12 protein-coding genes are annotated in these 15,786 nt (G+C 60.8%); 4 read left to right on the top strand and 8 right to left on the bottom strand.

All coding sequences use genetic code 11. The features are described 5' to 3' along the window. Position 1: 1 nt before the first annotated feature. The 3 genes from J3P91_RS12520 to J3P91_RS12510 all read left to right on the top strand — a co-directional run bounded on the left by J3P91_RS12520 (position 2) and on the right by J3P91_RS12510 (position 2,823). The gene (locus tag J3P91_RS12520) at positions 2 to 1,345 is read left to right on the top strand and encodes a GGDEF domain-containing protein (RefSeq protein ID WP_434574199.1); all 1,344 of its coding nucleotides are present in this window, start codon (positions 2 to 4) and stop codon (positions 1,343 to 1,345) included. Positions 1,346 to 1,369: 24 nt separating this feature from the next. Beyond that, the gene (locus J3P91_RS12515) at positions 1,370 to 2,104 is read left to right on the top strand and encodes a substrate-binding periplasmic protein (RefSeq protein ID WP_434568749.1); all 735 of its coding nucleotides are present in this window, start codon (positions 1,370 to 1,372) and stop codon (positions 2,102 to 2,104) included. Between the two features lie 188 nt (positions 2,105 to 2,292). Continuing rightward, a complete protein-coding gene (locus tag J3P91_RS12510; protein WP_434604512.1) occupies positions 2,293 to 2,823 on the top strand; it encodes a cupin in 531 nt (176 codons plus the stop codon). A gap of 30 nt (positions 2,824 to 2,853) precedes the next feature. On the opposite strand, the gene J3P91_RS12505 is transcribed toward J3P91_RS12510, so the two are convergent. From J3P91_RS12505 to J3P91_RS12470, 8 genes are all read right to left on the bottom strand, one after another. Next, the gene (locus J3P91_RS12505) at positions 2,854 to 3,762 is read right to left on the bottom strand and encodes a hypothetical protein (protein ID WP_434604510.1); all 909 of its coding nucleotides are present in this window, start codon (positions 3,760 to 3,762) and stop codon (positions 2,854 to 2,856) included. Then, a complete protein-coding gene (locus J3P91_RS12500) occupies positions 3,759 to 4,454 on the bottom strand; it encodes a hypothetical protein (protein WP_434604508.1) in 696 nt (231 codons plus the stop codon). Before J3P91_RS12500 ends, J3P91_RS12505 begins: the two co-directional genes overlap by 4 nt. Before the next feature lie 127 nt (positions 4,455 to 4,581). Further along, positions 4,582 to 6,648, bottom strand: a complete 2,067-nt coding sequence (gene treS / locus J3P91_RS12495; protein ID WP_434604505.1) for a maltose alpha-D-glucosyltransferase — start codon at positions 6,646 to 6,648, stop codon at positions 4,582 to 4,584. Positions 6,649 to 8,007: 1,359 nt separating this feature from the next. After that, on the bottom strand, positions 8,008 to 9,270 hold the full coding sequence (locus J3P91_RS12490; protein WP_434604503.1) for an alpha/beta fold hydrolase: 1,263 nt from the start codon (positions 9,268 to 9,270) through the stop codon (positions 8,008 to 8,010). Beyond that, positions 9,267 to 10,232, bottom strand: coding sequence for an alpha/beta hydrolase (locus J3P91_RS12485; protein WP_434604501.1), 966 nt, complete (start codon positions 10,230 to 10,232; stop codon positions 9,267 to 9,269). Before J3P91_RS12485 ends, J3P91_RS12490 begins: the two co-directional genes overlap by 4 nt. Next, on the bottom strand, positions 10,229 to 11,206 hold the full coding sequence (locus J3P91_RS12480) for a phosphoglycerate dehydrogenase (protein ID WP_434604499.1): 978 nt from the start codon (positions 11,204 to 11,206) through the stop codon (positions 10,229 to 10,231). The genes J3P91_RS12485 and J3P91_RS12480 overlap by 4 nt, the downstream gene beginning before the upstream one ends. 81 nt (positions 11,207 to 11,287) lie before the next feature. Then, positions 11,288 to 12,685, bottom strand: coding sequence for an OprD family outer membrane porin (locus J3P91_RS12475; RefSeq protein WP_434604497.1), 1,398 nt, complete (start codon positions 12,683 to 12,685; stop codon positions 11,288 to 11,290). 84 nt (positions 12,686 to 12,769) lie between these two features. Beyond that, positions 12,770 to 14,059: a CitMHS family transporter gene (locus tag J3P91_RS12470; protein WP_434604496.1), complete on the bottom strand. Its 1,290-nt coding sequence runs from the start codon at positions 14,057 to 14,059 to the stop codon at positions 12,770 to 12,772. A 257-nt stretch (positions 14,060 to 14,316) separates the two neighbouring features. Between J3P91_RS12470 and J3P91_RS12465 the strand changes: the two genes are divergently transcribed. Then, entirely contained in the window at positions 14,317 to 15,522 is a 1,206-nt protein-coding gene (locus J3P91_RS12465; protein WP_434604494.1) for a citrate synthase, read from the top strand. Positions 15,523 to 15,786: the final 264 nt, after the last annotated feature.

The following is a 15,786-nucleotide window of genomic DNA, read 5'->3' as shown; positions in this document are numbered from 1 at the left end:
GATGGACGGCAACTTCGCCCCGGCGCCCTTTCAACGACCACAGGCCAAGGCCCTCAGCTCCCTGGGGCGTCGACTGGTGCTCGCGACGCTGCTGTTCTGCCTGATTTTCACCGTGGCGATGGTGACATGGCGCACCTGGCTGGCCTGGGAAAGCAACCTGGCGGAGATGAATTCCGAGCTGGGGCTGATTGACCAGGTGTTCCAGGACACCCTGGCCCACGCCATCTGGGAAATGGATCGCGAGTCCCTGGACAAGCAGCTCAACAGTGTCGCCAGTGCAGCGCCGGTCGGACGCGTGGTCCTGAATGTCCTGCGGCCCGGCCGCTCACCGGAAATCATCGAACTCAACCGCTACACCACCGGTAACGCCGGCTCGGCACCGGTGTTGCAGCGCCAGCTCATCGCGCAACCCTATCTCGGCGCTCATGAAAAAGTCGGCGAGCTGATCATCGAGGGCGATAATCAACTGCTCTGGAGGCGCCTGTGGGGCGAAGCGCGCACCATCGTCATCACGCAAATCATCCAATCGATGCTCCTGGCCGGGCTGGTCATGACCATGTTCAACCGCCTGGTGACCATCCATGTGGTGCATATTGCCCGGCATTTGGGTGAGCTCGCTCCGCAAACTCTCAAGCGTCACCTCAAATTGCAGCGCTCGGTCAACCGCCAGGACGAACTGAGCCTGCTCGAAACCCAGGTCAACGAGCTGCAGGACAATCTCCATGCGCACCTGGAGCGCCAGCGTTCGGACGAACTGGCGATCGCCGCCAGCCGCGATCAACTGGTCGAACTGGTCGAGGCGCGCACGGCGGAACTCAAGGCCGCCAACCAGGCCCTCGAAGCCTTGTCCCGCCACGACGCCTTGACCGGCCTGGCCAACCGTCGCCACTTCGACGAACTGAAGGAAGTCGAGTTCCGCCGCGCCATGCGTCATAGGACGCCGCTGGCGGTGCTCATGTGCGACGTGGATTTTTTCAAGATCTACAACGACACCTACGGCCACATGAACGGCGACCTGTGCCTGCAACAGATAGCCGAAACCCTGCGTGACGTGTTCGGGCGCTCCGGCGAACTGACCGCGCGAGTGGGTGGCGAGGAATTCGTCGTCGTGCTGCCAAACATCGACGCGCAGCAGGCCTGCGAGGCAGCCGAGCGGCTGCGCGCCGCCCTGGCCGAACGCAAGCTGCCCCACAGCGGCTCATCGGTCTCGCCCTTCGTCACCCTGAGCATCGGCGTCGCCGAGCTGGACCCCGAGACCATGGATCATTTCGATCCACTGATGCAACGCGCCGACCAGGCGCTGTACCGGGCCAAGCACCAGGGACGCAACCGCGTCTCCCTCTGAAGATCCATCAACGTCGAGGTCTGTATGCGCCACTCTCTGATGCTCTGCTCCTGCGTACTCCTGGCCTTGATCAGCCTCACAAGCCAGGCCGAAACGATCGAGGTCGTGACCGAGGACTCGCTTTACGCGTATCTGCGCGACGACAAACTCGTCGGCCCCGGCATCCATATCGCGTCCGACACGCTGCAACAGGCCAACCTCAGCGATTTTCGCATGGCCCTGTATCCCTGGGCGCGAGCTTATGAGATGGCCTTGCGCGAGCCCAACGTGCTGATTTTCCCACTGGATCGCACCCCGGCCCGTGAACAGCTGTTCAAGTGGGTCGGTGAAATCCATCGTTCCACCAGCCGGCTCTACAAGCTGCGCGACGCCGACCCCATCACTGTCCGCAACCTTGAAGAGGCCAAGCAGTACAGCATCGGCGTGATACGTAATGACGCCAAGCAGATCTATCTGCAAGAACGTGGCTTCAGTCGGCTGGTCGTGTCGGCGAACAACCACGACAACTTTCAGAAACTGTTGAACCGTCAGGTCCAACTGGTGCCGATGCCGGAGAACACGGCACGCCTGATGAGCCAGGATGCCCAGATGGATTTCAATCAGCTGGAGGAAGTCTATGCCCTCGACGAGCAGCCCCACCGGGTCTACCTGGCTTTCAGCCTGAGCACGCCGGACGAAACGGTCGCCAGGGCCCAGCGCGCGTTTGAAGCGCTAAAGGCATCGGGCGAAGTCGAGCGGATCATGAAGGAGAAGCGTTGACGAGCGGCACCGGTCAGCGACGTTGAACTCTCGCATCGCAAACATCGTCTAGCCCATTAGATTCTGTGGGAGCGAGCCTGCTCACGAAGACGGCGGCACATTCGACATCAATGTCGTCTGTCACACCGATTCGCGAGCAGGCTCGCTCCCACATTCCTGGGTTCGGCTACCGCGATGGAGATGTATCGATGAGCACACTGAACTGGGTATCGGCGTCCATTCAGACCCTGATGCTGGAACGCAACGATTGGGTACCCAACCATCCGCGCCTGCCGGTGATCATCTACCGTGACGCGATGGCTGCCCAGGCAGGTGATCTGGCTGCCCAGCTGGAAGAGATGTTCCGCAGCAACGGCTGGCCGCCGCAATGGCGCTACGGGATCTACGATTTCCACCATTACCACACCGAGGGCCACGAAGTTCTGGGCGTCGCCAGCGGTCAAGCGCGCTTGATGATCGGCGGCCCCGATGGCCAAGTGATCGACGTCCAGGCAGGCGACGTGTTGCTGCTGCCTGCTGGCACCGGGCATTGCAACCTGGGTTCCAGCGAAGATTTCCTGGTCGTCGGAGCGTACCCACCGGGCCAGCAGGCCGACATCTGTCGCGAAGCGCCGAGCGCGGCGCAACTGGCAAACATCGACGCGCTACCGTTTCCTGATCAGGATCCGGTGCAAGGCGCCAAGGGTGCTGTCAGTCGATATTGGCGGAGCCAACACTGACATTTCGCAGAATTTCGCAACGATCCACGGTCAACGACCGTAGACCTTCTGCAACTGCTCTTGGGACAGCGCGTCTTCGAAAGGGACCGGCACCGACTTCACCGCGCCATACAGGTTGCGATAGCGCCAGTAGTTACCGTTATTGGCCAACTGGTAGCCGCGCTCGACCACACGCTGGCCGTCAAGCACATAGCGCAGGGTTTCCTGGGCCGCCTCTGGTGGCACCGGTAACATCAGGTCGGTTGCCAGCACCCGCATCGACTCGTCGATGCATTCGTCGAGCACTTGGGTCACTTGCACCAGATCCAGCGAGCCGTCGTCAATACAGCGTTTGCCACAGCGCCTGATCGGCTGGCTGGAAACCTCGATGCGCATGCGATACAACGCGGAACCCGCGATGTCCTGGACCTGTACCTGATTGATCAGCACGAAACTGCCACGGTCAGGCGTAAGCATCAGTTTGGGCTCGATCACCAGGCGAGCGCTGACCGGCCCCTGCCCCTGCTTGAGTCCTGCCACCAGCGACGCTTGCTGGAAGCGCTGTTGCAACCGCTCCTGCAACGGCACGCCGGCAAGCAGGTCCGCCAGCGGGCGCGACTCCTTGGCGGCGGTATTTTCCGCATCGCGCTGCAAGCTGCCACTGCCCATCTGGGTATTGATCAGGCTGGCAACCAGCAACCCGGCAAGCCCGGCGCTGTTACCGGAGCTTGCGACCAGGGTATGACTGGACGACGCTGCCTTCTGCGCGGCCTGCGCGTCGACCACCGTGCTGGCCCCCACAAACGCCTGCGGCAATTGCAGGTCCACCTTGACTCCATGGGCCTTGACGTAGGACACCGCGTCCTGCGATTTGAAACCGGCCTCAGGTGCCGGTTTCTGCGCGCATCCCATCAGCATCAACAGGGCCACTGAGGTGACCGCGATCAATTCACGCTTCATTGTTCGAACGGCGTGATCATTTGCTGACGGCTCGTATCCATCGCCTGGTAGAAGGCATTAGTCAGATTGGTATAGTTCGGCTCGTCCCACTCGCCCTGGGCGGCCTGCACGACGGAAAAGGGTTTGAACCACAACAATCTGTTATCGGCCAGATCGATCAGCATGCCCTGTCCGAATACCTGCGCCATGGGTACGCTGGTCGGCACGATACTGTAATAACTGCGGGTGGCTCCGGTCCCTGTCACGTTGACCAGCAGCAGGCGATCGACACCGTAGGTGGCCTTGATCGATGTCAGGTCGCGGACGGTGTAGCCTTCACGGAAACTCGTCTCCTTGAACTTGTTCAAATCCACCGGCTCGTTGATGCGCTTGGCCTTGTAACCCTTGGCTTGCAACTTGGCGACAATGGCATCCGGCAATGTGTTGAGATCGCGCACTTGCCATTTTTCAACATTATCGCTGAGCTTGCTGTTGACGCCTTTGTTGATGGCCAGGTCCAGCAGACCCTGGTTGCCAGTCAGCGCCAGGACGGGTTCCGGCACCAGGTTGATCGCCACGCCAACGGTGGTCTCCTTGGCATCCCAGAATTGATGGTCCAGCGGTACCGGAGGCTGGACATGAGCGCAGCCGGTGAGTGTCAGGCAAGCAACAACGGTCAGTGCTGCCAGGGTGCGAAGCGTATGAAAAGACATGTATCAAGTCCCTATGATTAAAAACGATGCTGCTTATGTCGGCAGCGACGGCAGTAACAATAGTGGCACATTGATATTTATTTTTTCAATCCTTTGATCTTCCATACGCTTCTTCGCTTGCTGCTTCCTAGATCATCGGCGAACTGCTCACCACCCGCAGCGCCAACCCCTCGAACGCATCCAGAGTAATGGTGAACTCACCCTCGGGCGTGAGATCCCCTTCGACCCGCTCGTTGATGATGTCCACCACTGGCCCCGGTGCGATACCGGGCAGGTGCAGGGTTTCGGTGATCGGCGTCGAACCGAAGTTCAGCGCGGTGATCTGCGTGCCTTTGCCGGCCGGCAGTTCGTGAACCATGATCAGCAGCCCCGGATGCTCGACGTCCGGGATGAGGATCTGGCGGCTCGCCGCGATGTCGTAGGCGCGGCGCGCGGCCAGGATCCTGCGCAGTTGCGAGGCGAACGAATCCGGATCCTTCAACTGGCTCGGCAGGCTGCCGTACAAAGTCTTTGGACGTGGCATCTGCCCGGCTGACAGCGGCGCTTCCGGGTTGAGGTCGACCAGGTCGTAGGCACCGCGATGAATCCAGCGCGTGTCGCCGTCGCGCATCAGGTGCTCGACCTGTTCCGCCGGCAACGGCAACGCTCCCACCAGATCCCAGCCAGACAAGGCGAACACGCCCGGTTGCATGGCGTTGAACATCACCAGTAGCAGATGCACCTGGCGAATCTGCTGGATATCGGCCGCTGTGATCGCGTCGAGGTCGCGAATGCCCAGGGCGGCGGTGATGATGCTCGCCGTGGTGCAAGACACGCCGTTGGTGACGAATTTCAGGTTGTAAGGCGCATGCTCGCCGGACAAGCGTTCATACATCTGCTCGCGGATGTGCTCGCGCAGGATACTGCCGGGAAACGTCTGGCCTTGATACAGGTAGGTGTCGTGGGCATGCAGCGTCCAGAAATGCACCAGCTCCAGGGTCAGTTCATCGTGATTCTGCAAGGCGTGGATCAGCGAGCCCGGGTCGATGCCGAAGCTGTGCATCTGGCGCAGCATCAAGCGCAGGAATTCGGTGTCGCCCATCAGCAGGGCGTGCTGGTAGGCCGGTCGAGTGATGAAGTCGTAAGACAGGTCCGCCCCGCCGTGGGACATGGCGGCAATGTCGTCGAGGGTCAGGTTCAATTCCTGGAAGCTGAAACCGCCCGCCTTGCGAATCGCCCCGCCGAGCAACTGGTTGCCGGTGATCGACAGCGGATGGCTTTCGGACCAGGCGGTGCCATCGAGCTTGCGCTCCACGCCGAGAAATCCGTTGGCGTCCAGCCGGAGGATCTTCGCGCCCATGACATCGATGGCGTGCAGCGCATCGCCAATGATCATTTGCTGCGCGGCAAATGTCGGGTCCAGCCAGTTCAGCGACGGCTGCCCTTCCTTGAAATAGTGCAGATAAACCCAACGCCGTGGCTTGCCGTCGACGCCCATGATGATCGGCGTCGCGCTCCAGTCGGTTTCCTTGACGCCAGGCTCGAAGAAAATCACTCGCTGCAACTGACCGACGATGTAGTGCTTGTCCCGCAGGGCATCCACCTGCTGCGCGGTGAGGTTCTGGGCATCACGCCCCTCCCCGACCTCGGGCAGCAGCGGCCAGTCTTCCTCGCGGATTTCCACCATGTGGTAGAGGCCCGGATAGTCTTCGTAAGCCATCTCCGCCAGGCGGAAATCAGCGCCCTTGCCGGTGTGGGACGGGATGACGTCGTCGATGACCACCGCGTTGTGCGCAGCGGCCATGCGGGTCAGTGCCTGGAGTTGAGCGTCGGTGCCCAGCTCAGGGTCGATGTCAAAGCTGATGCGGTCGAAATTGCCATCGATGGTTGGCGTGTAGTCAGTGCCGCGCAGGCCGCCGGATCTTTTCAGCGGACCATTGTGGATGCCCTGGATGCCGATTTTCGACAAGGCGTGCCACAAGGTTTCGTCGCCCAACGCCTCGAGCACCGTGCCATTTTCCCGGGTGATGATGGAGGCTGGGTATGCGGTAAACCACACTGAGGAAAGCGCTGAAGCATCACGGGGCCGGGTGTGCGCATAGGGCTGCTGCCACAAGCGTCCTTGCCCCGAATAGAGCTTGGCCCGCTGCCGCGCCGCGTGGAGCATCGATTGTTCGACCAGCCAGTCGACATGATTTTTCTCAGCCATCGTCATAAAAATCCCTGTCGTGAAGAAAAAACCGGACCGGCTGCCAACATCAGCGGCGCCGCTTATTAGTCATATGAGGCTCTGGCCCGGTATTCGTTGCATTGAGGCACGAAGCGGTGGGTATTCGATGGGTGAACCCGAACCAAGGCGGGAGCGAGCCTGCTCGCGAAGGCGCCAGCCCAGACGCCTCAAAACTCGTGGCGAGGGAGCTTGCTCCCGCTCGGCTGCGCAGCAGTCGCAAAACCGGTGGATGCGGTCTGCCTGAAAGACTGCCGGGGCCCGCTTCGCAGGCCAGCGGGAGCAAGCTCCCTCGCCACGGGGGACCTGCTCTGGCGTGGCGGTTCGTGTTCAGGCCGATGTCCCGCCGCAAATCGGACTGATCCAACCCTGTGGGAGCGAGCCTGCTCGCGAAGGCGCCAGCCCAGACGCCTCAAAATCCCGTGGTGAGGGAGCTTGCTCCCGCTCGGCTGCGCAGCAGTCGCAAAACCGGTGGATGCGGTCTGCCTGAAAGACTGCCGGGGCCCGCTTCGCAGGCCAGCGGGAGCAAGCTCCCTCGCCACGGGGGACCTGCTCTGGCGTGGCGGTTCGTGTTCAGGCCGATGTCCCGCCGCAAATCGGACTGATCCAACCCTGTGGGAGCGAGCCTGCTCGCGAAGGCGCCAGCCCAGACGCCACAAATCCCGTGGCGAGGGAGCTTGCTCCCGCTCGGCTGCGCAGCAGTCGCAAAACTGGTGGATGCGGTCTGCCTGAAAGACTGCCGGGGCCCGCTTCGCAGGCCAGCGGGAGCAAGCTCCCTCGCCACGGGGGACCTGCTCTGGCGTGGCGGTTCGTGTTCAGGCCGATGTCCCGCCGCAAATCGGACTGATCCAACCCTGTGGGAGCGAGCCTGCTCGCGAAGGCGCCAGCCCAGACGCCTCAAAACTCGTGGCGGGGGAGCTTGCTCCCGCTCGGCTGCGCAGCAGTCGCAAAATCGGTGGATGCGGTCTGCCTGAAAGACTGCCGGGGCCCGCTTCGCAGGCCAGCGGGAGCAAGCTCCCTCGCCACGGGGGACCTGCTCTGGCGTGGCGGTTCGTGTTCAGGCCGATGTCCCGCCGCAAATCGGACTGATCCAACCCTGTGGGAGCGAGCCTGCTCGCGAAGGCGCCAGCCCAGACGCCTCAAAATCCCGTGGTGAGGGAGCTTGCTCCCGCTCGGCTGCGCAGCAGTCGCAAAACCGGTGGATGCGGTCTGTCTGAAGGACTGCCGGGGCCCGCTTCGCAGGCCAGCGGGAGCAAGCTCCCTCGCCACGGGGATTTGCTCTGACGTGGTGGTTCGTGTTCCACAGCCTGCGTTACCGCCTTCGCCAGCAGGCTCGCTCCCATAGACTCAGTCGTCGTTGAACGGTGCTGCCACGTCTCTTTCGCCTGGCGCACCGGGTTTCCGCAGGTTGGAGCAATTGGAAGCGTAATTCTGTCCATCGAACCACGCGTCGACAAAGGCAAACACGTCATCCAGCGAACCATGCAACACCCCGTCATGCCCCAGGCCTTCATACGTACGCCACGTCACCGGATTGCCAGCGGCACACAACGCCGCCGCGACCGCGTATTGCCGCTCCGGCGTAATGGTATGGTCCGCCTGGCCCGTGGCAATGAACAACGGGAAGGCTATCGACGCCTGGGGCATATCGGTCGTTGGAATGCGCGCAGCGTTCAACGCCTCTGGGGTGATCGTGAACAGCTCGGCAAACGAACCAATCTGCAACGCCTTGGACTTTTGCCCAATATCACGGGTACAGCCTTGCCGGGCGACGCTCAGCAGTTCGAGCCCCTTGGCCGTCAGGATGCCTTCGATCGGTGGCCCGTCCTCACGCAACGCGCCTGACGCCAGTGCCAGGAACACCGTATTGGACTGGCGCGGCGCCAGCTTGATGGGGCCTTCGGGGAATGTGCTGTTCGGTGCCGTGAGCACCGCGCCCAGAATGGGCAGTTCCGGTGCATAGGTACCAGCAAGGATCGCCGCGCCCAGCGCCGCCCCACCGCCCTGGGATTGTCCGGCCAGGACCACGCGATTGGCGATCAGGCCTGGCTCGAAGGCTTGAGCAGCAAGAATCGAGTCCAGGACCGAGCGTCCCTCGGCCTGCCAGAACGTATAGGGATGAGGTCCCGGCCCTCCCAGGCCTTGATAATCGCTGGCCACCACGGCGAAGCCGCGCGCGAGCCAGCGATTGATATACGCCGCGTCACGCTCACGCAATCCCGCCCAGGAAGGCGCACAGGCATCGGCGATGCCCAGCGTGCCGTGAGCCCAGGCCAGCAGCGGCCAGCCTCCGGCCGGAGGATTTCCTGCCGGCAGATACAACGCCCCGCTGACCGGAACGAGGCCGGACCGCCAGCGCTGATCGATGGAGCTGTAGAGCAGACGCAACGCCCGCGCGGCGGCAGGCATTTGAGCCTGAACCGCCATGGCCTCGCTGCGCAGCAGCACGCCAGGCTGCGCAGGCATCGCGTCAGACCAGCGATAAAACGGCGACAGCTGCATGTCTCCGGCAGCGGGACCGACGGGAAGCGTGCCGGCCGCCATCGCGTTGGCTGCCACGACGATGACCGCCCCCACGCAAATTCCTCTGAAGGCTTGGCGGATACTCATGGAAAGTTTCCCCGACCGGAAAATGCCTTGCGCAAGGCGTTGCCCTGCGCAGCGATGACGTTGCGTGCGACAGGAGCCACCTCATTGAAGCGAATGAACCCGTGAGGCATGTTCGCGAGTACTTGCAGATCTGTTGCCACGCCCGCGCTTTGCAATCGACTCGCCAGCTCACGGTTTTCGTCCACCAGCGGATCCAGTTCACCGACCACCAATCGCACCGGCGGCAGGCCCGCAAATTCACCAATGATCGGCTGCACCCTCCAGTCGTCCTCGTCATTGGCCAAGTAGCAGGCCCAGTAAGCGCCCATGGTCTCGACCGACAGATTCTGGCCGCCGTAGCCGCCAAGTCGCTGCCAGGAATCGGAGGTCAGGTCCCGCGAGTAGCTGCCGTAGAACAGCAATAACTGCCGCAACGCATCGATTCCCGCGTCGCGTAGTGCAATGGCGACGCCCAAGGCGAGATTGGCGCCTGCCGAATCGCCGCCCAGGGCAAAGCCGCGTACCGGGCAGTCGGTGATAGCGCCGAGCTTGATGACCCGGCTGACGATCGCCGCCACCTCGTTGAACGCCACCGGAAAGCGATGTTCCGGCGCCAGCGCATAGTCGATGGAGAGCACCGCCAGGCCACTGTCGCGCACCAACTGGCGCAAAGGTGCGTCCCAGCCGGCGAGCGAACCGTGGCGGAATCCGCCGCCATGGCAGTAGAACATCAGGCAAGGCGTCTCATCGCCCTCCGGCCAATAGAGTTTGCAGGGCACCGTTCGCCCATCAACGGCAAAGCCCAGGGTGCGCTCGTAGGACAGCGGCACGCTGCGTTGCGCCGCCCAGGCATTGATTCGTTCCAGATGCGCCCGGACGCTGCGCACGTCCCCATGAACGACGGGCAGCAATCCCTGCTCCCGGATTGCGTCGACCACGGCCGCCAGGTCGGGATGCACCGGCGGATTTTCGTCGCGACTCATGGCCGGTTATCCACGCGGCTCTCGCAGCCGACAGCTCGACGTCCGTCCGCAATGACGCAATGGCTGGGCGGGCTGCGTCCTTCCAAGACGGCCACCGCGCATTGGGCGGCGATCAGATTGGTGCGATTGAGCCCCTCCACCGTGGACGCGCCGACATGGGGCGTCACGATCACGTTCGGTAGCTGGATCAGTTGTTCGGTCACCGGCAAGAGCGAGGGGTCCGACTCGCTTTCAAAGACGTCGAGCCCTGCCCCTGCGATTCGCTTTTCGCGCAGGGCCCGCAGCAGATCGGCATCGCGCACCAACCCGCCCCGCGCGGTGTTGATGAGCACCGCGGAACGCTTCATCAGGTTCAGTGCGCGCTCATCGATCAGTCCTTGGGTTTGCGGATTGAGCGGCGCGTGAAGGGTGATGAAGTCGCTTTGCCTGAGCAGCGTATCCAGGTCAACAAAATCACCGTCGGCCTCGGCGCCGCCTGGATGAGGCGTATAGATCAGCGGCCTGACTTCAAACCCGGACAAGCGCTGCAGGACACCCCGGCCAATCCGGCCCAACCCGACGATGCCAACCGTCTTGCGGTACAGATCACCGCCCAGGGGAATCGACCAGTCATTGCCCGACAAGCCCATCTGGCAGCGCTTGAGTTGACGGCAGACGGCGAGCATCAGCGCAACGGTGTGGTCGGCGACGCTGGCATCGTTGCCGCCAGTAGCAATGGTCGCCACCTTCCCTGCCGCTGCCACCGCTGCCGTATCGACCCGCTCATAACCGACGCCGCGACGGGCGATGACTTGCAGGCGCGGCAGTGCATTCAGCAGGCTGGACGTGACATTCGCGTGCCCGACGATCCAACCGTCGGCGTCTGCCAGCAGGTCGATCAGTTGCCGTTCACTCAGATCGCCATCGGCTTGTCCGGGCGCCAGCTCCGCGACAACCACCTCACAGCCATGGTTCTGCAGAAAGTCGCTGGCCATGGAGTCGAAAAACCGCTGTGTAACCACTATTTTATGGCGATGATCAAGCATCACGGACCTCTTGATAGAAACGTCCAGCATTCAAAATGCGTAATCCAGATACACCCTGGCCTCCGAGCCGCTGACCACGTTGTCGGGTTGTGCGGATATCAATGCGACAAAATCCTGGTCAATGCGGTAATCGATATAAATCAAGCCGACTGAGAGCCCGGCGTATTCCTTTTCATCGAAGCGATAATAGAGACGGTATTCATTCTGTCGCTCGGTCACATCGGTGCGGCGTCCGTTGAATGGATCGGTGGCGTCAAACTGACCTTGTTTATAAATAGTCATGACTTTGAAACCGTCCAGCGAAGCCCCCAATAAAGAATGTCCGCTCAAGTCATATTCGGCGCCGATTTGCCAGGTTCGCTCGCCATCGTTATTGAAGTCGTTGCCGGAGCGTGTCCAGGCATCCATCCTGCCGTCGACATTGTCCGCATGATCAAAGTAGGCATAACCGAGCTGCCCATTGCTCAACTCGGCTTTAGTCTCGGAAAACGAAACACCCAGGCGAAGTTTGTCGAGCAACAAACCAACGTTGATATTCAACCAGCTCGCCTCATCGTCATAAGCGGCCTGGCCGGCCTGCCAATCACGTTCCCAGATTCGCCCGGCCTTTTCGAACTCATAATATTGAGTGTCCAGTACGATCCCGGCTTTATCGCCGAGAGGCGCTTTCAACGTGAGTCCGTATCGAGTGTTTTCATTGAAGTCCCGCGATACGCCATGGTCGTAGCCAAGTTCGATGGCCTTCAGGTCGTATTTGACGCCGTAGGTGTACAGGTCTTTTATTTCCTCGCCCGACTGACTCGACAAGTGCTCGAACTCTTCTCTGTCCCGAGGCGACGTACGGTTGATATAGGCCGTTTCGAACCCCAGCGTGCCGGGAAGCGGACCAATGCCCATCTCGGTGAAATTCAAATGAGCCCGACCTCCCTGGTAGGACCCAGGGACAATCCGCGTGTCGAGCGTGACCAATGTTCCCGCATCGAACCGACCCCGCCCCATCTGGGAATCGACGTTCCAGCCATCGCCCTCATAACGCAGCTTGAAATAACTCTGCCCGACTTTCGCAAAACCGCCATTGGTCCCATCGGTATCGTCGAACAAGTCCCGGCCGTTATCTTTGGAGTCGATCATTGCCACGCCATACAGCGAGGCGTCAAACCCTACGACGCCGGCCCAATAACTTGAGTTGTAATCCAGAATGGCGCCGATTCCGGTACCGCCCAGTTTGTTGCCGTCCGGAAAACCGCCAAAACGGTCTTCGATCAAGTCGTTGGATATTCGAGTATTGATATAAACCGAGCGCAGATAAGCATTCAACTTTCCTTCATGCTGGAACCGGTCCGGATAACTGATTGTTGCTGAAAGAGCCACTTCAGACACAAACATTGTCGACAGCAACGTCATAGCGACGGCGTTAATCGATTTCATCGACCACCTCATCTATTATTTTTATTTTGACGTGAGCGGACGCAACTCGGCGTCCTTCAAACTTCGGCGCTACGCGTTAATGAATCAGATAATCGCCCGGGTAATGACCGCGGTTACAATCAGGACAAGGCTGCTGCCGATCGCCCAGAGCAGGCAATAGCGTTGCATGTCGCCCATGTCCCGCTTGATGATTCCGCTGATCAGATAAACCGCCGCCACCAAGGGGCTTAGTGCGTGAACCGGTTGGCCCAGCACCGAGGCCCGCGCTATGTGCATCGGGTCAATACCGTATTCGACGCCCGCCGCGCCCAGTACCGGCAAGATGCCAAAGAAAAACGCGTCATTGGATAACAGGAAGTTGAGTGGCAAGGCGACGAGCGCGGTAATGATGCTGAAATATTGGCCGTGGTCGTCGGGAATCAATTGCACAATCTTTTCGGACATCCCATCAACCATGCCGGTACCTGACAAGATCCCGGTAAACGCACCTGATGCAAATATCAGGGCGATGACCATCAGGACACTTTCGGAGTGCGCCGCGACTCTGGCCTTCTGTTCCGCCAGGCGTGGATAGTTGATCAGCAGCGCCAGGGAAAGCCCCACCATCATCAACATCGGCAAAGGCGCCAGCCCTGTGGCCATCGCATACATGAGCCCAGCGGTGAGCGCGAGATTGACCCAGAAAAGCTTCGGCCGATGCGTCTCGGAATGCGCGGTGGGCAAGACGACATCTTCCGGCGCGGCGTCCTTGGCAGCGGGCGTCCAGCCCAAGCGGCGGCGCTCTCTGCGACCGATCCAGAACGCCACGACAAACGCATAGGCAAGGCCCGCGAACATGGCCGGCACCAACCCCAGGAACAACTCGGCCACATCCAGGTGAAGCGCACTGGCGGCGCGGGCCATCGGCCCTCCCCAGGGAATCAGATTGACCACGGTATTGGTCAACAACAGCATCAACGCCAGGATCAGCGGGTTCATGCCGAGGCGAAGGTAAAGCGGCAGGAACGCAGTGGTTACAATCAAGACCGTCGTTGCGCCATCACCATCGAAGGAAATGACCGTGGCCAGCAATGCCGTGCCCAGAACCACGCGCAGAGGATCGTTGCCCACGTAACGCAGAATCTTTCGTACAGCGGGTTCAAAGAGCCCGGCGTCAAACATGATTGCGAAATAGAGGATTGCAAACATCAACATCAGAGCGGTGGGCGCTACTTGCTTGACGCCGTTCATCACCATCGCGCCCAGTTCCGGTCCTGCTCCACTGGCCAGGCCAAACGCGACCGGGACAAGAATGAGTGCCGTCACAGCGGAAAGTCGTTTGCTTATGATCAATGCCATAAACGTGACGACCATTGCGAAACCTAACCAAGCCATGCGTTTCACCTTTTCGTTTTTATTGTTATCGATCTTCGAAAATCAATGTGAACAACTCTTGCGCAGCCGAAATCTACATAGGGGCTGAAACTCTGTAAATCTTGATTTTTTCCGTCAACATCCCTGTTGGATAAGACTCGTCAGACGCAGCCTGGGTAGAAAAAACAAAGTTGAAACCCGGCGCCGATACACATTGACTACAGGACGGTAAATCCAATAAACATGTATACCTCTCCATCAATTCGATTGGACCGGTCATGCCAGAACAAGAAGGCCTTTACCTCTCGGCAGAAGAGGCGGCAGCCATACTCCGGGTCAGCCTGCCGACGCTGTACGCCTATGTCAGCCGCAAAAATATCCGCTCCATCAAGATTGCCGGCTCGCCCAAGCGGCGTTACTGGGCAGAAGACATCCAACGACTGGTGAAAGTACCGGCGCAAGACAAGCCCATTGCCAAGCGTACGACGCCGTCGGACAGCGCGATTACGCTGATAACGGACGATGGCCTGTTTTATCGCGGCCACAATGTCGTCGAGCTGGCTGATCGTTCAACCGTCGAAGAAGTCGCCGAGTTGATCTGGCAGGTGCCTTCGGCGTTCGGCACGTCGCTGCCTCGCACCCCGAAGGACACTGCCAAGCTGTTGAAGATCTATGAACACACGTCCGCCCAGGAAAAAGCCATCGCCCTGTTCCCCCTGGTGCAGCGAGAAAATCCCAAGGCCTTCGACCTTTCCCCTGACAGTTACGCCCGTACCGGCGCCGATGTCGTGCGCTGGTTTGCCGCGTTGGTCGTGGGGGCGACCGAACCGAGCAACCAGCCCTTGCATGAGTTCATCACCCAGGCCTGCGGCGCCCCGCCAGCACATGCCGATCTGATCCGGCGCCTGCTGATTCTCAGCATCGATCATGAGCTGGACCACACCACCCACAGTGTCCGCGTCGCCGCCACCACCGGCGCTACCCCCTATTACGCGGTCATTGCAGCGCTCGCCGCCGCGCGAGGCCACAAGATCGCCTATGGACGAAATGAAGCCGCCAGCCGGATGATCGAGGAAATCTGTACGGCCGCGGACCCTACTCGACCGATCCTGCAGCGCTACAGCCAGGACGGACACATCGTCGGGTTCGGCCCCAATGTGCATTCGATCAACGACCCGCGAGCCAGCAACCTCATGGCCGCGTTGACTGCAGTATTTGATGGCGACAGTGAATTCATCAGGTTGCAGAAAGCCTTTTCGGTGGCCTCGGAACTCGTTGCATACCCGCCTGAATTCATTCTCCTGGTGAGTTTCATCGGCAGGAAAATGGGACTGCACGGACAGGAAATTTCATTGGCCGGCGTCGGTCGCTCGATCGGCTGGATCGCCCATGCCAGCGAGCAATACAACCAGCACCACGAGGGCCGGCCTCGCGCTCGTTATACCGGGACGTTGCCAACGGCGACCGATATTGGGAGCCGTTGAAGTCCGCGCCGGGCGCGCCTGCGGACGAAAGATATTCCCTGCCTGTGAGGCCTGCTCGCGATGGCGGCGTTTCAGGCGATGAGGATGTGAATGGACTGGCCTCTTCGCGAGCAGGCTCGCTCCCACAGTAATCTGCGCCACCCAGAACATCCATGCACGGCACATCACCCTGTGGGAGCGAGCTTGCTCGCGATGGCGGCGTTACAGGCGATGAGGATGTTGAATGGACTGGCCTCTTCGCGAGCAGGCTCGCTCCCACAGTAG

The organism is Pseudomonas sp. Z4-7, from assembly GCF_051131965.1.
In the GTDB taxonomy this organism is placed as follows: Bacteria; Pseudomonadota; Gammaproteobacteria; order Pseudomonadales; family Pseudomonadaceae; genus Aquipseudomonas.
The sequence above is the reverse complement of the archived record's forward strand: the minus strand, read 5'-3'. Positions and strand labels throughout refer to the sequence as shown.

Coding starts and splice junctions, on each gene's coding strand:
- J3P91_RS12465 (WP_434604494.1), top strand. CDS start 14,317: ATGCCAGAACAAGAAGGCCTTTACCTCTCGGCAGAAGAGGCGGCAGCC.
- J3P91_RS12505 (WP_434604510.1), bottom strand. CDS start 3,762: ATGAAGCGTGAATTGATCGCGGTCACCTCAGTGGCCCTGTTGATGCTG.
- treS (WP_434604505.1), bottom strand. CDS start 6,648: ATGACGATGGCTGAGAAAAATCATGTCGACTGGCTGGTCGAACAATCG.
- J3P91_RS12480 (WP_434604499.1), bottom strand. CDS start 11,206: ATGGCCAGCGACTTTCTGCAGAACCATGGCTGTGAGGTGGTTGTCGCG.
- J3P91_RS12500 (WP_434604508.1), bottom strand. CDS start 4,454: ATGTCTTTTCATACGCTTCGCACCCTGGCAGCACTGACCGTTGTTGCT.
- J3P91_RS12485 (WP_434604501.1), bottom strand. CDS start 10,232: ATGAGTCGCGACGAAAATCCGCCGGTGCATCCCGACCTGGCGGCCGTG.
- J3P91_RS12520 (WP_434574199.1), top strand. CDS start 2: ATGGACGGCAACTTCGCCCCGGCGCCCTTTCAACGACCACAGGCCAAG.
- J3P91_RS12510 (WP_434604512.1), top strand. CDS start 2,293: ATGAGCACACTGAACTGGGTATCGGCGTCCATTCAGACCCTGATGCTG.
- J3P91_RS12490 (WP_434604503.1), bottom strand. CDS start 9,270: ATGAGTATCCGCCAAGCCTTCAGAGGAATTTGCGTGGGGGCGGTCATC.
- J3P91_RS12475 (WP_434604497.1), bottom strand. CDS start 12,685: ATGAAATCGATTAACGCCGTCGCTATGACGTTGCTGTCGACAATGTTT.
- J3P91_RS12470 (WP_434604496.1), bottom strand. CDS start 14,059: ATGGCTTGGTTAGGTTTCGCAATGGTCGTCACGTTTATGGCATTGATC.
- J3P91_RS12515 (WP_434568749.1), top strand. CDS start 1,370: ATGCGCCACTCTCTGATGCTCTGCTCCTGCGTACTCCTGGCCTTGATC.